Origin of the sequence: Wolbachia endosymbiont of Culex quinquefasciatus Pel (assembly GCF_000073005.1) — a bacterium.
Lineage (GTDB): Bacteria > Pseudomonadota > Alphaproteobacteria > Rickettsiales > Anaplasmataceae > Wolbachia.
The window spans coordinates 1,384,189-1,401,436 of the sequence record NC_010981.1; the positions used below are offsets into that span (position 1 = coordinate 1,384,189).

At 34.8% G+C, this 17,248-nt stretch carries 15 protein-coding genes; 7 read left to right on the forward strand and 8 right to left on the reverse strand.

All coding sequences use genetic code 11. The annotated features are described in order from the left end of the window. Nucleotides 1-21: 21 nt before the first annotated feature. The 6 genes from WP_RS06530 to WP_RS06555 form a co-directional block, all read right to left on the reverse strand. Nucleotides 22-246: a gpW family head-tail joining protein gene (locus WP_RS06530; protein ID WP_007301848.1), complete on the reverse strand. Its 225-nt coding sequence runs from the start codon at nucleotides 244-246 to the stop codon at nucleotides 22-24. After that, nucleotides 236-2,071 carry a phage terminase large subunit family protein gene (locus tag WP_RS06535; RefSeq protein WP_012481771.1) on the reverse strand — a complete coding sequence of 612 codons (1,836 nt, stop codon included), beginning with the start codon at nucleotides 2,069-2,071 and terminating at the stop codon, nucleotides 236-238. The genes WP_RS06530 and WP_RS06535 overlap by 11 nt, the downstream gene beginning before the upstream one ends. Next, nucleotides 2,071-3,543, reverse strand: coding sequence for an ankyrin repeat domain-containing protein (locus WP_RS06540; protein ID WP_012481772.1), 1,473 nt, complete (start codon nucleotides 3,541-3,543; stop codon nucleotides 2,071-2,073). The genes WP_RS06535 and WP_RS06540 overlap by 1 nt, the downstream gene beginning before the upstream one ends. Nucleotides 3,544-3,550: 7 nt before the next feature. After that, nucleotides 3,551-4,027, reverse strand: a complete 477-nt coding sequence (locus WP_RS06545) for a hypothetical protein (protein WP_007302942.1) — start codon at nucleotides 4,025-4,027, stop codon at nucleotides 3,551-3,553. Continuing rightward, a complete protein-coding gene (locus WP_RS06550) occupies nucleotides 4,024-5,256 on the reverse strand; it encodes a DNA modification methylase (RefSeq protein ID WP_007302943.1) in 1,233 nt (410 codons plus the stop codon). The genes WP_RS06545 and WP_RS06550 overlap by 4 nt, the downstream gene beginning before the upstream one ends. A gap of 113 nt (nucleotides 5,257-5,369) precedes the next feature. Further along, complete coding sequence (locus WP_RS06555; protein ID WP_007302865.1) at nucleotides 5,370-5,834, reverse strand: crossover junction endodeoxyribonuclease RuvC; 465 nt, start codon at nucleotides 5,832-5,834, stop codon at nucleotides 5,370-5,372. A gap of 262 nt (nucleotides 5,835-6,096) precedes the next feature. Here WP_RS06555 and WP_RS06560 point away from each other — a divergent pair, with 262 nt between their 5' ends. The 6 genes from WP_RS06560 (at nucleotide 6,097) to WP_RS06585 (ending at nucleotide 14,128) form a co-directional block, all read left to right on the forward strand. Next, nucleotides 6,097-8,211, forward strand: a complete 2,115-nt coding sequence (locus WP_RS06560) for an AAA family ATPase (protein ID WP_370397693.1) — start codon at nucleotides 6,097-6,099, stop codon at nucleotides 8,209-8,211. 1,353 nt (nucleotides 8,212-9,564) lie between these two features. Next, nucleotides 9,565-10,089 (forward strand): sigma-70 family RNA polymerase sigma factor, encoded by a 525-nt coding sequence (locus WP_RS06565; protein WP_007301868.1) that lies wholly within the window; start codon nucleotides 9,565-9,567, stop codon nucleotides 10,087-10,089. 60 nt (nucleotides 10,090-10,149) lie between these two features. Beyond that, a complete protein-coding gene (locus tag WP_RS06570) occupies nucleotides 10,150-10,974 on the forward strand; it encodes an ATP-binding protein (protein ID WP_012482039.1) in 825 nt (274 codons plus the stop codon). A gap of 16 nt (nucleotides 10,975-10,990) precedes the next feature. Further along, nucleotides 10,991-11,797 (forward strand): AAA family ATPase, encoded by an 807-nt coding sequence (locus WP_RS06575; RefSeq protein WP_007301870.1) that lies wholly within the window; start codon nucleotides 10,991-10,993, stop codon nucleotides 11,795-11,797. 39 nt (nucleotides 11,798-11,836) lie between these two features. Next, nucleotides 11,837-12,337, forward strand: a complete 501-nt coding sequence (locus WP_RS06580) for a hypothetical protein (RefSeq protein ID WP_007301871.1) — start codon at nucleotides 11,837-11,839, stop codon at nucleotides 12,335-12,337. Nucleotides 12,338-12,379: 42 nt separating this feature from the next. Beyond that, nucleotides 12,380-14,128, forward strand: a complete 1,749-nt coding sequence (locus tag WP_RS06585) for an AAA family ATPase (protein ID WP_012482040.1) — start codon at nucleotides 12,380-12,382, stop codon at nucleotides 14,126-14,128. Nucleotides 14,129-14,134: 6 nt separating this feature from the next. Here WP_RS06585 and WP_RS06590 read toward each other — a convergent pair whose 3' ends face one another. Both WP_RS06590 and WP_RS06595 read right to left on the reverse strand, forming a co-directional pair. Continuing rightward, entirely contained in the window at nucleotides 14,135-15,271 is a 1,137-nt protein-coding gene (locus WP_RS06590; RefSeq protein ID WP_007303017.1) for a hypothetical protein, read from the reverse strand. Next, a complete protein-coding gene (locus WP_RS06595) occupies nucleotides 15,213-16,424 on the reverse strand; it encodes a hypothetical protein (RefSeq protein WP_007301877.1) in 1,212 nt (403 codons plus the stop codon). Before WP_RS06595 ends, WP_RS06590 begins: the two co-directional genes overlap by 59 nt. Nucleotides 16,425-16,564: 140 nt before the next feature. Between WP_RS06595 and WP_RS06600 the strand changes: the two genes are divergently transcribed. Next, entirely contained in the window at nucleotides 16,565-17,248 is a 684-nt protein-coding gene (locus WP_RS06600) for a hypothetical protein (RefSeq protein ID WP_007302857.1), read from the forward strand.

Genomic DNA, 17,248 nt, shown 5'->3' on the forward strand with positions numbered 1-17,248 from the left:
TCCTTTCAACGATTTTCATCATTATATGATCCCCTTACTCGTTGAAAAAACAATTTTCCTCTTTGGCCTCATGCCTGCAACTTTTAACTCAGCCTTAATTCGTTGTCTTAAATTCAATAAATCATTTATTTGAACTTCCCCGTACCTCACAACATGGTCACCATATGCAATTGAGACAACTCTTTCTCCGCTTTGCAGTTTTTGAATTGCTTTCTCAACTTGAGTTAAATATTCTTCACTGTACATTTTGATTACCAAGCCACTTACTCTGTATTACTTTTTTAGGCTTTTTGCTTTCCATTTTTCCACTCAAACTATTCCATTTACTCTCTGGCCAACGATCAATTCCAAGTGCAATAGATGCTGCTCTCGCATAAATTCGGCAATCTAGCACTTCATTTCTTTCTCTTACCTTTTGCCACTCTTGTTTGGTGTATCCTTTTACCACTTTGCTGACTAATTGCTCTGCCGTTAGCTGCTTAAAATATTCAGGTGCATACTCGGGAAAATGACAGTATCCTGCTGGAGCTTCTTCACCGTCCTTTAAAACATTAAGTAATTGAAAAAGTTCTGACTTTAATATCGATACTCCTACTGGCCAGAGCTTTATTCCTCTTTTCAGCTTTTGACCACCAACTGTTATATCAACTCTACTTGGGCTGCTAAGTGGCACTAGAGCTTTATTTACACCTTTGACTGCCATTACTCTTCCAGAGCCCTGATGACCTCTTACCCAGTTGTATACTTCCTGCGTTGCATACCCTGCATCAACCGCCATCATGCTTATCATATATTCAAGCCCATTTTCACCAATAAAATGATGATTTAAAAGCTCAGAGAGTTTTCCCCATACTTCCCTACCTCCTGTATCTCCTTCAAATACTCGGTAGTCTATTGACCAACTTTCACGGCTTTTTCCCCATGCTACAACTTCTACTTCTAACCGATCTTTTTGGACATCTACTCCTGCTGTGAGAACCACTTCACCTTTTGGTACTGTGCCTACGGGAAAAAATTCTCTCCTGTTAAATAATTGCTTCCAATCAGGTACTTCTCCTTTATCTACCCAAGTTTCTCCAAGCGTAGTATTTATCCAAACTTTCAGTAATTGTTCACTTTCTTTTGCATGCAGAAAATCCTCTACTGCTTGTTGCCAACTATACCACCCAACTGGACTATAAAGACTTGAAAGATGAAATCCTTTTTTCTCCCCTTCTTTTGCCTCTGTAGCTCTCCATTCTCCACGTTCTAGCATCTCTGTCTTTTGATGATTTTCTATTTTGCCGCTACATTCAGTGCAGACATAATGTGCTGTTCTTGAGTCGTTATTTTCCCATTTTATTTGTGACCATTTTAGAACTTGATAGTAATTACAATGCGGACATGGTACAAAAAAATATCTCTTATCTGTTGCTTCAAATTCTTTCTCAATTCTGCTTATTCCATGAATCGTTGGCGTTGATACTAAAAAAATCTTTCGACGTGCAAATGTATTAGTTCGAGCAATACTGAGCAGTACTGGATCTCCTTCTCCTCCTGAATCTCCTGGGTAGGCATCTATTTCATCAAGAAAGAGATATTTTACTGGCATGGATCTTAGTCCTACACTGCTATTTGCTCCGGTTATTACTACTATTCCACCTGGAAATTCCTTACTTTGCACAGTATTGCCTGAATCTCTTGACCTTGGGTCTTTTACTTTACTTTTTAAACATGGTGTACTCTCTATTAACGGCGCAAATCTTCCTTTTGACCAACGTTTTCCCATTTCAACTGTTGGCTGCACAACTAACATTGGACCAGGAGTCTGATCTATAATATAGCCAATCCAATTGTTACCTGCTTCTGTTCCTCCAATCTGCGCTCCTTTCATGAATACTACTTTTTCTGCTGGTGAGGACGGAGAAAGTGAATCCATGATTTCTTTAAGGTATGGCGTTCTCTCTGTTCTCCATTTACCTGGCTCTGATGCTGCAGTTGGCGCTAAAACTCGATACTCATTCGCCCACTCTGATACTTTAAGCTCTGGATCTGGTCTTAAACCTTCAGAAAAAGCTCTAGCGTATATCATTATCTGCATCTACTCACAATTGCAACATCATTAACAGTAGAACTACACTCCTCCAGTTCCATAAACATCTTTTTCTGAAATTCCTTTTCTATATATCTTTTGTTCATCTCACTTACCATTATTGCTACAACAAGCGCAAATATCCCTGTTATTGTTGCAAAAATGATTGCACTGCTTATTGTTGCTGCTGTTAAACCTATATATGCTGCCATTGCTACTGCGCTAACTGTAATACAGATGCAGATAATATTATTATGTTTTTTCATCCTTTTATCTGCTATTTCTCTCTGTGCTATATATTTATTATGAAGGGTTGGAAAATTAACAACGGTATCTCTGCAGAGTAACGCTCCATTTTTTTCATTAAATAAAACTTTTAGTAATTCTAAATTATTTGACTTGATTGCTAAGTGCAGAACAGGTGTATAGTTTGCTCCTTTTTTCAGCAATAACTTCACTACATGTAAATGCCCTTTTTCTGCAGCAAGATAGATCGGTGATAGACTCTTATTATTTGAAATATCAATATCAATTTCTTCTTTTAAGATAGACTCTACAAGCTCAATTTCTCCTCTTTGTGCAGCTAAATGGAGTAGACTATTCTTTTCAGAACCGTATTTATTACTTATCAAAGCCTTCTTTATCTCAGGTTTAGCGTAATCAAATGGTGTCTTGCCACTATCGTCTTTTACCAGAGGGTCTATATCTTCTCGCGTTAGTAAAACTTCTATTGTTTTCAGTCTTTCAGCATAATGTAGTGGTGTTTTATTTTCGTAGTCTTGCAAATTGACTTGAGCATTAGGCTCCCTTATTAAGCATTTGAGGATATCCAAACACAAATCTCTTTCATCGTAATTAGTATTACTTACAGCTATATGAATAGGTGATAATTTCATTGAATTTTGTCCTACACGTGCGCTATTTACATCTGCTCCTAGCTCCAGTAATAACTTTACTATCTCTAATTTTTTGTTGTTAACTGCATAGTGCATCGGTGTCTGATTTCGTGCATCAAAAACCTCGATTTCAGCATTTCCTTCTCTGACTAAAATCTTTACAACTTCTACATGTCCAATACCAGCTGCCAAATGTAATGGTGTATGAAATATTGCATTACGCGAATTAACATCGATGCCTCTATTTATTAGGTACCTTACAGCATTTACCTCACCCACCATTGCAGCTAAATGAAGTAAGCTATCTTGTTCTGACCCGTATTTATTATTAATTAGCGCTTTTAATATTTCTGCTTTTTTTCCTTCTTTAGCGTAATCAAGAGATGTTTTGCCGTCATTATCTTCTACAAAAGGATTAATGTTCTTCTTCGTAAGTAGCAGATCCACCATGCTTAATTCGTCAAATTCTATAGCGCAATGTAGTGGTGTCTTGCCATTTAATCCTCTAACATTAACATCTAATCCAGGTTGATTAATGAGGCACTTTATTAATTCTAAACTTAAGTGAGCAGACATTTTATATTTAAAATTTAGTGTTAGATAATTCTTCAAGCGAGTTTGTAATTTCTTCAGTTAGCTCCATATGAATCTTTTCAGTGTCACTCAGTGATGCAAGCAGCGCTGAAACTCTATTTGGAATATTAAGCAGATTATTACGTACAACTCTTGCTACATTAAATGCTTCGTTTTTCACTTCCTCTACTGCTACAAGCTCTCCTATTTCAGCCTTAGCTTTTGCCTCAAGCAGTTTACCTCGTTCCATTTCATTTTTTATTCGCGTTTTTAGCAACATTGTGGAAAGTTTTTCTCCGTTTTCTGAATAGTTTTTTCTTCTCAATGGTTGACTTGGATCTCTTATTGCTGCTACTGCTTCATTTGCTTGTTCTCTATTGATCAAACCATTCTCCAACTCAACTATTCCTTTCTTTACTAAATAACAGACATATTGCTTTGAAAATCCTTGTTCTCTTGCCCATTCTGTTTGTGTTATTAATTTCACTTTTTTTGCTCCTTTTTTTCTTCTTGAATCTCTGGAAAAGTTTTACCAGTACCAGAAAGAATTGCCTCCCTGCCTGTATACACTTGCCAACGTTTTATCGTTACATCTACAAATTTTGAATCTAGCTCTATTGTTCTACAAATTCTTCCTGTTCTCTCACATGCAATCAGTGTGCTGCCAGAGCCGCTAAATGGATCAAGTACTATGTCTCCTGGTCTGCTGCTGTTTACTATTGCTCTCTCCATTAGCTCTACTGGCTTCATCGTTGGGTGTAGTGTATTGTGTGTTGGCTTATCATAAAACCACAGATCACTTTGATTTCTTCCTCCATGCCACTCACGTTTATTGCCGCTTTTCCATCCATAAAGCATTGCTTCGTATTGTCTTTGATAATCTGATCTTCCTAGCGTAAAGTGATTCTTCGCCCAAATGATAAAAGTTGACCATTTTCCTCCCGCTTCCTCAAATGCTTTTTGCAACGTTGAAAACTCTGATGATGATATGCAGATGTAAATTGCTCCTTTCGTATATGCTAAAATATGGGAACAGATGTCGTAGAGAAAAAGCTCATACTTTTCACCTTGATTATCGTTTAGTATCTTTTTATCCTCTCTTTCTTGACTGCTACCATAATCAACGTTATATGGAGGATCACAAACAGTAATGTCTGCCATTTTATCATCTAACAGCGCTTTATATGATTCAACTACAGAGCTATCACCACAATAGATTCGATGATCACCTAAAATCCATAGATCACCTGGTTTTGTTATTTCTACCTTTTTGTCATCAACAACTAAGTCAGAAAGATCTTCTTTTTCACTATCTAAATCATCAAGGAAATGTTGAACTTTTTCTAATTCAAATCCAGTCATTTTAAGATCAAACTGTAAATCTTCTAACTCTTGAATTTCTACTTTCAAAAGCTCATCATCCCACTTTGCCCAATTAGCTGATTGATTTGCCAGCAATCGAAAAGCTTTGGTTTGTGGTTCATTTAGATTATCACTGAGGACCACTGGAATACTCTCCATACCAAGTTTTCTTGCTGCTTTAAGTCTTAAATGGCCATCAACCACAGTCCCATCGCTTTTTGCAACTATTGGTATACGAAAACCAAACTCCCGAATAGAAGCACACATTCTATTTACTACGTCATCATTTTTACGTGGGTTACGCTCATATTCGACTAGATCTCGAGTAGGATAGTAGTGGATTGCTAAATTCATATATGTTTAAATTCTTAATAATTAAAAAGTTAATATTCAAAATATGTCTAACACTAGAAAAGGCCTGAGGTCAGCACCACCAAACCCGCCATTATAGCCGAAAGGACCCACTTTTATGGTATTTTTAATGTGTTAAAATCTTTACTAAAATTCATAACGTAGAATATTAGTGCCAAAGCATCAGATTCATTATCATCTCTAGGTAAAAACCCTTTTTCCTTTACAGCTTCAATAACTTCACTCTTACTTGCGTTACCATTACCAGCTATAAAGCGTTTGATAGTTTTAACATTAACACCTTTGTACGGCACATGATGTTCTTCACACCAAGCAGATAGAACGGCAAGAAAACCACCGTAGCAATGAGCAGCATCAGTTCCTAAGTGTCTTCTTACTTCCTCAAAATACACTACAGAAATCTCTTTCAAAGAATTAAGCCAATTACGAAAATTTAAGAAGCACATGCCACCTCCACTAAAACGACTAGTATGAAAACTCTCACTGCCACTTTCAATTACTCCATCTGTAAGAATTGCCCAGCCCGTTTGCTTGCCGAGGTCCAGTGTTAGTATTGACATTCTGTAAGATATTTGTTTGGAGGTAGCCTAAGCAATAACATGGACACTTAAGTTACCTCTTGAAAATAGTGGGAGTGAAAATTACGAGTTTCAAACTTTCATACCCCTCTACTAATATATATCGCAAAAACTTCACAGAATGTTCAAAAAAATATTATTTTTTATGTTTTTTCAAATTACGCTGAACAAATTCATTTCATTTTGCGATTAATTACTTATGAGGAAACAGAAAAAATCCCTGATAAGTTTTAATGGAGAATTTATGAATATTTCATGCGATTTCAACAATACTATTTCACAAAGTTATCTACCATCATCAGAAGAAACAGCGAACATAAAATTAAGGCTTCTGGCCGATCTCAGATCTTGTCTTTCTTACTTGCTACCAAATGGGGTTTTTCATGGTAATAGGTTTTATGTAGGTGATGTACATGGTAATCGAGGAAAAAGTTTAGTAGTAGAATTAACTGGTAGTAAAGCTGGGCTTTGGAAAGATTTTGCAACAAATCAAGGTGGTGATATTATTGATCTTTGGGCAGAAGTACACTCCAAAACAGAATTTCATGAGATAATGGCTTCTATAGCTGAGTGGCTTGGGTATAACAAAAAATATACAGAGAAGCAATACATTGACGAAGACTTTGAGAAATTTATTACCTACAGTTGGAATTATTATGATGAAAATGGTCAGGTGATTGTAAAAGTTTACCGTTCTGATTTTCCTGGAAAGAAAAAAGTATACAAGCCTTTTAATGTTAAAACGTTGAGTTATAAAGCACCTGATACAAGACCACTATACAATATCCCTGGTATTTTGAAGTCTGATAAAATCATTCTTGTTGAAGGTGAAAAATGCGCAGAAGCACTAATAGAAAAAGGAATTACTGCAACAACCACAATGTCTGGAGCAAATGCAGATGCGGACAAAACTGACTGGTCACAACTTAAAGGCAAGCATATTGTTATTTGGCCGGATAACGATGAGCCTGGTAAACAATATGCTGAAAATGCTACTACAAAACTTCTCAGCTTAGGTATTGCATCGCTTTCTATAGTCAAAATTCCAGAAGGTAAACCAAAAGGTTGGGATGCTGCGGACTATGTACAAGAAAACACAAATGTTTCTGACTTCATTGAAAATAACTTGAAAAAGGTAATTATTAGACCACCACTGAACATTTTAGACTGGAGTGCAGATCGTTTTGTAGGTCCAGTACCAGAGCAAAAGTTTCTTGTTGAAGGAATATTTCCCTTGGGTGTTACTTCAATAGTAGCTGCTATGGGAGATACAGGTAAGGGTATGCTACTCCTCGATTTGGCGCTTAAGGTTGCAAGTGACACAGATCAGATATGTGGTTTTGGTTCACCTGTTACTGAACATGGATCAGTAGTAATCTTTTCAGCAGAAGATGATGCAGGCGAGGTACACCGTCGGCTTGAACGTCTTGATCCTGAATGTAAAAGATTAAAATTTAAAGATAAGCTGTTTATAGTACCACTACCAAACGTAAGAGGATCACTGACAATACTGAGAAGTATTCGTGGTAAAATTATTGAAGTTTCGCCTGAATTTGAGTCTATAATAAAACAACTTGATAAAATTAAAGATCTGAAATTAGTTGTGTTTGATCCTCTTGCATCGTTTATTCATGCAGACATAAATGCTGATCCTGCTGTAGGAGATTATCTAATGTGTTTATTGTCTGATTTAGCATGTAGTACCGGAGCTTCGATAGTTACTGCTCATCATCTGAGAAAACCAAAAGGAGAAAAGCCTATATTAACTGCTGAACAAGCACGTGATGCAATTAGAGGCACATCTGCTCTTGTTAATGGTGTCAGATGCTCATATGCTTTTTGGCCAGTAGAAGGTACAGCTAAGCCAGAGATCTTTCAATCAATAGGAGAAGCTCCAAGACAGAATGCGTTATTTTATGGAGCAGTTGTTAAGGCAAATGGTTTAGCTGACCGAACTGTACGTACTTACCTGAGAAACCAAGAAACAGGGCTATTAGAAGATATAACAGTGCAACTAAAAGGTAAAAATGCTAGTGAAAAAGACCTTAAAATGTATCTTGTTGATGCAATTGCAAGATCTGCTGTTGCAGGGCATCCATTCACTCATACAGGAAATACAGGAGTATACAAACAACGGCACAGATTACCTGATATTCTTCATGGTCTAGGGAGAGATAGACTAGAGCGTATAGTACAAGAACTTCTACAAACAAAGAAGTTAGTAAAAGGAATGTCTACAGGCTCGAGAGAAGATAAATGGCTTGATGTTAGAGAAGGCCCTTTTGCTCGTGGTGTTGGAAAATTTATTCATGGAGCTGAAGGTATTATACCAAATCTCATTGCTAACAAGACAAATTAGAAACAGCCCTTTTTGACTATAATTGAAGAGTTTAAGCAAATTCATAATATGTTCTATTTGTCTTTCCAATAACAAAATTAGTTGTAGATAAAATTACGGGTAAGCTCTTCAAGCATCTGAGGGTTTACCCTATTTTTTTATTACAAGCATTGGAATACATTATATATTATAACTTCAACTAGAAGTTGATAGAATATATAAAAAATCATACCACTAATAATTGAATTATGTTCCTATTGCTGCGTTACTGAATCAGTAATCAGAAATTAAGGAATGAAAAATACCTCTAGAAACCTAAACTTTATACTCTCTATTCCTAAAAGTGTTCCTAGAAAGCACCCCTCTAAAGTTGGCCATTATGGCTGATTCTACGTTCCTAAAACCCTTATATTATTATATAATATATATGAGTAATAAATAAAAGTAATAATAAATAATAGTAAATTACAAACAGTATAAAATGTTAATGAAAGTAAAAAGACTACAAAAATATTACTAAGATATTTAAATTGAATAAAAAAGAACAAATGGCTCACAATAGCGTTTTTAAAAGATTCTACGACTTTAAGGTCAATTATACTACCTTGAACTAAAGAACGCTTATAAACCACATTAAAACCGATTAAAAGGCAATTAACACTACATTTTAACTTCGCAAAAGATTCCTGCCCAACTTTATCATGTTTTATTTTAGTTATAAAGAAATTTTTTTTAAAGCTGAATTAACTTGAAAGAACATAAAAAACCTAACAAACAGTGGAAGGATAAACATGCTGAGTTTTAAAATCAAAGTCTTTAGTAGATTTAAAAGGCCTAATCATTTTTGTCTTTTTGATGAGCTTTATCGAACCAATTTTAAAATTATTTAAACTTTTTTTGAAAAATTTCCGGAAAAAGTTGTGACTAATCCGGTATAATTATTATAGAGGACTATGAATTTTAGATGCTCCAGAAAGAAGCGGTTAAACAAATGCTTAGAAAAAAATAAAATGACCTTCAATTGCGTTTCAAGACGATTCTGTAATGAATTATACCACCTCTATGCAATAGCTTGTTGTTTGTAAAGAAATTTCTTACAAGCCTGACAAAAAAATTCACCTTTCTTTATAGGGTTAAAAAAGTTTTATAAAATCTTTAATTCTTTAGTAGAAATCTTATTGGATCAACCTATTTTTCTTCTTTTCACCGAACCATGTCTGAACAAATTTTTCACATGGGGGATGCTTCAAGAAAAAAGGCCAGAATATCAATAGTTTTATTTTTTCATATGGGGGAACGAATTTTTCCCATGCCGTACAAAGTGAGGTTAAAACCCTTCATCCTTATTCCTTTCAATCTTTCATGGAGTGCTATATGCAATCTAAAAATAAATATCCTGGTATTGATCCTTCAATCATTAAACAAATACGAAAACGTGCTAGACAAATTAAATCTTATAAATGCTGTGTTAATTCTGATATTGAAGATATAAAGCAGCAGCTCTTATGTGAAACTTGGTCTGATTTAAGCCAGTATAATGGTGAAGAAAGTGGTAGAAATGCATTTATTCATAGTGTCATAAAAAACCATGCAATAAGCCTTCTACGCAAACAATCCTGTGCTAAACGTGGTAGTAAAGCAGGCGTAGCATTTGTTGATATTACTGACTTGGATGATGTTATTGATGAAAATAGTAATTTTGCAGATAAAGTAGCAGCTAGTGTTGATATAAACGAAGCAATTTCAAAACTACCAAAGCTCTGGCAGGACATTTGTTATCAGCTTGAATCTCATAGTATCTCTGAAATCGCAGAAATACATGGAATATCTAGAACAACCATCTATGACATTAGAGAACAAATACGCGCTAAACTTGCTCATCTCAAAATATATTTATGAAAATTTTTGAACAAATCGTCGTCATTTTGCGATTACATATTATGAAGGGGTAATAAAACTATGACTTTAAAAATAATAAATAGTGAACAAAGAGTAAAAATGGTAACAGGTGTGAAGATAGTAATCTTCGGACCATATGGAATTGGTAAGACCAGTCTGCTTAAAACTTTGAATGAACCGACACTTTGTCTTGATTTTGAAGCTGGGCTACTTGCTGTTCAAGATTGGCAAGGGGATTCTATAAGTATTCGTACCTGGAATCAAGCTCGCGATATTGCCTGCCTAATTGGTGGACCTAATCCTGCATTAAAATCTGATTCAGCATATAGTCAAAGACACTATGAGCATGTATTCAGTAAGTACAAAGATCTAGAATTCTCTAAATATAGCTGTATTTTTATCGACAGTATTACAGTAGCCTCGCGGTTATGTCTTTTATGGGCAAAAATGCAACCAGAAGCTTTCTCTGACAGAAATGGCAAACAAGACATGAGAGCTGCATACGGGTTACTTGCTCAAGAAATGATGGCTTGGCTCAATCAGTTTCAACATATTCCCAATAAAGATATCATTACAGTTGGTACGTTAGGTCAATATTTAGATGACTTCAATCGCCCAACTTGGCTACCACAATGCGAAGGAGCTAAAACTGCCAGTGAAATACCTGGTATTGTTGATGAAGTAATTAGCATGGTAAGCATCAAGAAGGATGATGGTACAGAGGTACGTTCCTTTGTTTGCCATACTATTAATTCTTGGGGATATCCTGCTAAAGATCGTAGTGGTTGCCTTGATATGGTTGAAGAGCCGCATTTAGGTAAATTACTTACAAAAATCAAAACTAAAACCTTTTCTACTTCTACTCAATTTATGCCACACAACTAACTTTTGGAGGTTACATATGTTACAAGACTTTTTAACTACTGGTCAAAAGATTCCCTTTTTCAGTATGAAAGAATATTTGAATGACCAATCATCTATACCGAAAGACATCGTCTCACCAAGAATTTTAACTCAGAGAAGTTTATTGGTTCTAGGTGGCCCTCCTAAAATAGGTAAAAGTGACTTTTTGATCTCTTGGCTTGTCCATATGGCTGCAGGTGTTTCTTTTCTTGGTATGACTCCAAGTAGACCTTTGAAAATCTTCTACATGCAAACTGAAATTGAATACGAATATATGAAGGAACGTTTGCAATGTCTTCAACTTGATCCAGAACTTTTGGCAATAGCTGCTAATAACCTAATAATTACGCCAAAAGTGCATTTATCATTTTGCCATGAAGAAATAAATTACATAAAAGAAATTGCGAAGGAACGCTTTAAGCCTGATATTTTGGCAGTGGACCCTCTGCGCAACATCTTTAATAGTGAGTATGGCAATGAAAACGATAATAGCGCTATGCTATTCTTTCTGCAAAAAACTCTTGAAAAACTACGTAATGCTATTAACCCAAATGCTGGAATAATATTAACGCATCACACGAAAAAATTATCCAAGAAAATGCTCGAAGAAGATCCATTTCAGGGCTTAAGTGGTGCTGGATCTCTCAGGGGATTTTACACTACTGGCATGGTGATGGTTGCTTATGATGAGGAAAGTACCAGACGTCAAATAGTATTTGAGCTACGCAATGGTGAACGTGTGCCAAATAAACTTATCGATAAGATCAACGGTAGCTGGCAGCTTCTTGATCAATGGAATAACTGAGCTTTTTTTTAAAATCAATTGATATATAGGGGGCAACTTATGCTGCAAGATTTTTTAACTGATTTCAATAATGCGAAACTACAGAGTAGTTTAATACCTAAAGGTACAATAGTCAAGGTAAAAATGGCAATTAAGCCTGGTGGTTACGAAAATTGGTTCACTAAAAGCTATGATACTGGCAGCATCTATTTAAACGCTGAATTTACCGTCATTGAAGGTCCATACGCAAAATGTAAGATTTACCAAATAATTGGTATTAAAAGTGGCAAATCAGAAGGTAAAGAAGATACTTGGGGAGAATCTGGACGTTCTATGATTCGCAGTATTTTAGAGTCAGCTCGTAATATTCATACAAATGACACATCAGAAAAAGCAGTTCTTGCGCGAAAAATCAACTCAATTGCAGATTTAAACGGCCTGGAGTTCACAGCAAAAGTAGGCATTGAGGCTAATAATACCTATGGAGATAGGAACAGAATTGCTACGGTCATTACTCCTGAACAAGAGAAAAATTCAGACGCTGATTGGATACCATTCTAAATAAATTGCAACTATTTTTATAGTAAATTAATCGGAGGTTACATGGAGTTTTGCATTACTGAATCAAGACAAGAGATAAAAATGTTATTGGCTCACAATATTAAAGAGTGTCTGTCTTACTTATTGCCTGGTGGTAAATTTGGTTATGGGTTCTATTCTGGAAATATTAATAAAGACCACTTGATGGTAGTGGCAGAAGGTAAGCAAACTGGCACTTGGTATAACTGTGATAAGAAAACTAACGGAGATATTATTGAACTCTGGAGCATAATAACCAATAAAACTGATTTTTCTGAGATTACCAGCCTTATAACCAAGTGGCTTAGTGAGCGTATAATAGCAAAATATAGCTACCTTGATAAAAATAATGAGGCTATAGCTTATGTTTATTTGTATAAAAACAATTATAGACATATATGGAATCTAAGAACCTCTAGGAATGGTCTGAAGCCATTATATAACATTCCCGGTATTATTAAGTCTGATGAAGTGATTATAGTTAAAGGTGAAAACCGTGCTGATAGTTTAATAAAGAGAGGTTTTACAGCAACAACTGCAATAGATGATGATATTGAGAAAACGGATTGGTCTATGCTAACAGATAAGCATATAATAATTTGGCCGGAAAAAGATGAACAATATGTTAAAAAAGTAGCAGTGGAACTAGACAATTTAGGTATGTCCTGTGAGAATCCTGAAAGTTTAGGTATATCATCTGAGAACCGTGAAAGTTTAAGTGTATTATCTGAGAAAAAAGCATTTCCTGCTAGTCATTATCTAAATGATAAATCTCCATCACCAGAGGATATAATTTTACCGAGAATTCTTACTCCTGGAGGACTTTTACTACTTGGAGGAGCTCCAAAGGTTGGCAAGACTGATCTACTGCTTTCTTGGTTAGCACATCTGTCAGCGGGACTACCGTTTTTGAGTATGGTTCCAATTAGACCATTAAAGATCTTTTATCTTCAAACTGATCTTGAATATCCCTACATTAAGGAACGGCTACAACAATTGAAATTTGATGATAAATCTCTAGAATTAATATCAAAAAATTTAATTATTACACCAAAAACAAGCTTACTTTTGAATTCTCAAGGAGTAGAAGAAGTAAAAGATATTATAGCAGAGAGACTAGACGTTAAAACAGTTGATATCATTGCTATAGATACACTACGTGGTGTTTTTGATTTCAATCAATATAAAGGAGAAAATAGTAATAGCTCGATGTTTTGTTTTTTAAAAGATAGAGTTGAAAAATTGAGGTCTATAACAAACCCTAGTTGTGGAATCATTTTAACGCACAATACTAACAAGGTATCGAAAAAGTCATTAGTAGAGGAACCATTTCAAAACTTTAGCGGAGCATCGGCTTTAAGAAGTTTTTATACTTCAGGGATAATGATGATCAAGCCAAACGGAGAACAAAATACTCGTCAATTGATATTTGAACTTAGAAATGGTAAATCTATTTTACCTATGCAGATCGAAAAAGTAAATGACAGTTGGCAAACTGTATCAGAAAAACCAACTGTAAAACAACGTCGAAAAAAAAGTTATGACATCATTTTACGGTTAATTAATGAGAGAGCAGCTAAGGGAAAATTTTATACTAAAAGCCAATTTTGCTATTTATTTGAAGATACATTTGGTTTGAAGAGTTGTCATTCCATTCGTAGATATGTTAACGCATTAGTTGCTTCAGGTTATATTAAATTCTATGAAAAAGAAATACCAGAGCGCGTAAAAGTTATGAAAGTGGCTGAGCATTTAACGAGGAGAGATATTTAATAACACTCATTTTTTAAGAACAATAGTAAAAGGATTAAGCCTGTAGCCATATTCCTTAGTACCTATCCCTGACCATGGCAGAGTTTGAATAATATCGTCTTTTTTGACATTTAAACCTAAAGTTATAGCCAATTTCTCTGCTATAGTTTTTTGCATTCTATTTATTGGTTTGCGAATTTGTTGTTCAACATCGTGAATGTTTTCTAAGCGATTTGCAATTTCTCCAACGTTTAAAGTTTTGTATTGCTCTGGAGAAATTCCACTTTTAAAGTCATGAAAAAATTGATCTAAGAAAATAAAAAATATTCTTCCAGACTTTGACTGTGTTTCGATAACTCCTATACCATTAACACAAATGTCATTGCCTTTAATATGGAGCTGAAAAGTCTTTTCTGCTGGAGTAGACTTAGTCTGTTGCAATGGAATGTAAGAATAGCAATTGAATGCCTGAAAAGAAACATTAGGTAATAATTCTGGTACTCCTTTTTCTACTGTTTGATGCAATACTTCATTTAAACTTTGATCTTCGCAAATTAGATCTGCTATAGGAACAATGTGTAGATTCAGTGGTGGCTTAAGACTCTCCTTATTAAAAGTTATTAAAGCAGTAGGGGTGGTTTTTAACTTATCCACAGCAGAGTATGAGTTATCAGGACAGCATTCGGGAATAATTAAGCTGATAAGGCTTGTGTCAACAATAACATAATAAACTCCGGTTGCTACTTTATTACAAGTAATCTTTAAACTTGCTAATTGCTTTTCAAACCATTCTATAACTTTCAAATGATTAACTTTTACCTCTAAAGAAAAGTAACGCTGTTTTTTATAAGTATCAGGTAAAATATCACGTTCACAGAGGTCACACATTATTGGGTTATCATAATCTTCATCATAATCGCTGACAATTTCTAATCTATTGTTGCAGAAAGGATTTATTACATGAAAATCAAACTCATCTTCATCATTAGCACAGATTATAAAGTAATATTCTCTTAAATTTACAAACCCAAGACTTGACAGGTATTGTGCAACTTCTAAATAATCTCTGCTAGGTGTATCATAAGAGTCACTCCACCGTAGCAGATTAGTAACTATTTGCCTGTAGAAAGTTGGATTTTGCTTTTGACAGAATGGTAAGTCCATAAGTATTGGAAAACATTAACTTAAAATCTTCACGTTCTTTTTTATCAAGTACGTGTTCTGAATAATTGATCGCTATATAGTCTGTATTGGCATGAAAAGATAGAGTAACTTTTTTGTTTCTAAATATCACCTTTATATGTTGAACAAGACTAATATTGTAGATTATACTGCCAATTGAAGGCTCTAACACCTTTAACCACTTTTCTATGGAATTTGTGTTTAATGTAAAATAAGTGCTTGGTTCAGGTGACGTAAACTTTAATTCAATTAATTTGATGTCTTTTATTAATTCATGTACACAGTCAGTCAAGAATGTACGCACTTGGGCAACTTTATTCTGATTACGTAGATTAATAAATGAGCATTCACGTTGAAAATATCGACTGGCAATGCTGTTTGCTATTTCTAAGCCACGTTTGAGGTTTTTAGTACACAAATTTACCTGATTGCTATTTAAAGAGAAGTCAAGAATAATCCAGTCAGGTTTGTAACCGTGTATTACTTGGTTTGAGCTAAGTACCAGGTCTGAATCACTAGCACGACGTATAAATAAGTAAATGCGGTCTTGGTAGTAAAAAAAACCTTTGAACTTACTTTCAAAGTTGTCATTTGCTAGAGAATCATGTTGAGTTAATATCTCTCGCAGTACCTCTTTCGACAAAAAATCTTTAAATGAGCTCTGTCTTTGTCTTGGAGGATTATTTAAAATAAATGATGAAAAACTTCTTTTTTGAACTTTATTAAAAAGAAAGACGTGCTTCAGCAAGTTATGGTCAATAAGAAAGAGAGTAAATAGTATAGATTTTTTATCATATTTTACATCGCCACTCAATATAGGCTTTGCTATCTCAATTATGGCTGAATCAGACTTCAAACGGCTAAAGTAGCTGATTAAATAATAATTAGGTAAATAATCAAGGTTGCTGTCGATAAGGAATTTACGCTTTTGCTGAACTGACCTATAGTCATAATAAGGACTATTATCAAACAAATGCTGTTGATAATTGAAGTGTTGTTTAAGAATAACATTTAATTGCTTATTATTAAGAGAGTTAATCCAACTTTTGCACAAATCAGGATTTTGAAAACTCAATAGTAACTCAGTAGCAGGAACTTCAAGATCATCTTCCCAGAATTCTTGATTGGCAATCATTGTCCAAAAGAAAAAATATTATGACAACTGTAGTATATTAAACAGTTGCGTCAATACTACCATAAAAAAATAATAAAAAAAAATTGAACAAATTGAAGAGAAAAAGCGATTATATATAATAGGAGGGTTGAAAACAGATAATGTCAATTCTAACGCAATCAGGCAGAGCAGCAATAGCAGCCAGCATAAAAGAGCAATCTCTACATCTTGCTTGGGGCAGTGGTGATGCCAATTGGGAAAGTAGTCATCAAGTCGAAAAAGTTTTTGTTGAGGATGAAATAGCTCTAGATCACCATACTATTAAAGATGTAAGGGTTTTTACAGGACAAACAACTTATCAGCCAAGTATAGATTATATAGTTGATAGCAGTAGTGGTGTAATAAAACGTACGGAAAATAGCTCTATCACGGCAAATAGTGCAGTTACTATAGAGTATACTGAAAGCACACCACCAGAGCTGATAACTTCTGAAAAACTGCTCAATGAGCTTGGTAGACGTACTGCAGATGAAGTTCTTTTCTGCACAGGTGATGAAAATGGAGAACTAATTACTCCCTCAGGACGGTTTAAGCCATCAAATGTACCAACCAATAATTTATACCTTAAATTTACTTTCGATTTCACGAACGCAGCAAATCAAGTTATACGGGAATTAGGAGTTATGGTTGGTACAAAGGTAAAAGAAAAGTTGCCTCCTGGACAGAGATATTTTGAACCACAAGATATAGAAGACCCAGGGATCTTATTAGTTTTAGAGCATACAGTACCGCTCATTAGGACTTCAGCAACCCGGGAAACTTTTTCATTTGTTGTAACTTTTTGA

What these genes read in the sequence shown, in the direction of transcription:
- WP_RS06530 (WP_007301848.1), bottom strand. Translation starts at nt 246, where the DNA reads ATGTACAGTGAAGAATATTTAACTCAAGTTGAGAAAGCAATTCAAAAA.
- WP_RS06535 (WP_012481771.1), bottom strand. Translation starts at nt 2,071, where the DNA reads ATGATATACGCTAGAGCTTTTTCTGAAGGTTTAAGACCAGATCCAGAG.
- WP_RS06540 (WP_012481772.1), bottom strand. Translation starts at nt 3,543, where the DNA reads ATGTCTGCTCACTTAAGTTTAGAATTAATAAAGTGCCTCATTAATCAA.
- WP_RS06550 (WP_007302943.1), bottom strand. Translation starts at nt 5,256, where the DNA reads ATGAATTTAGCAATCCACTACTATCCTACTCGAGATCTAGTCGAATAT.
- WP_RS06555 (WP_007302865.1), bottom strand. Translation starts at nt 5,834, where the DNA reads ATGTCAATACTAACACTGGACCTCGGCAAGCAAACGGGCTGGGCAATT.
- WP_RS06560 (WP_370397693.1), top strand. Translation starts at nt 6,097, where the DNA reads ATGAATATTTCATGCGATTTCAACAATACTATTTCACAAAGTTATCTA.
- WP_RS06565 (WP_007301868.1), top strand. Translation starts at nt 9,565, where the DNA reads ATGCAATCTAAAAATAAATATCCTGGTATTGATCCTTCAATCATTAAA.
- WP_RS06570 (WP_012482039.1), top strand. Translation starts at nt 10,150, where the DNA reads ATGACTTTAAAAATAATAAATAGTGAACAAAGAGTAAAAATGGTAACA.
- WP_RS06575 (WP_007301870.1), top strand. Translation starts at nt 10,991, where the DNA reads ATGTTACAAGACTTTTTAACTACTGGTCAAAAGATTCCCTTTTTCAGT.
- WP_RS06580 (WP_007301871.1), top strand. Translation starts at nt 11,837, where the DNA reads ATGCTGCAAGATTTTTTAACTGATTTCAATAATGCGAAACTACAGAGT.
- WP_RS06585 (WP_012482040.1), top strand. Translation starts at nt 12,380, where the DNA reads ATGGAGTTTTGCATTACTGAATCAAGACAAGAGATAAAAATGTTATTG.
- WP_RS06590 (WP_007303017.1), bottom strand. Translation starts at nt 15,271, where the DNA reads ATGGACTTACCATTCTGTCAAAAGCAAAATCCAACTTTCTACAGGCAA.
- WP_RS06595 (WP_007301877.1), bottom strand. Translation starts at nt 16,424, where the DNA reads ATGATTGCCAATCAAGAATTCTGGGAAGATGATCTTGAAGTTCCTGCT.
- WP_RS06600 (WP_007302857.1), top strand. Translation starts at nt 16,565, where the DNA reads ATGTCAATTCTAACGCAATCAGGCAGAGCAGCAATAGCAGCCAGCATA.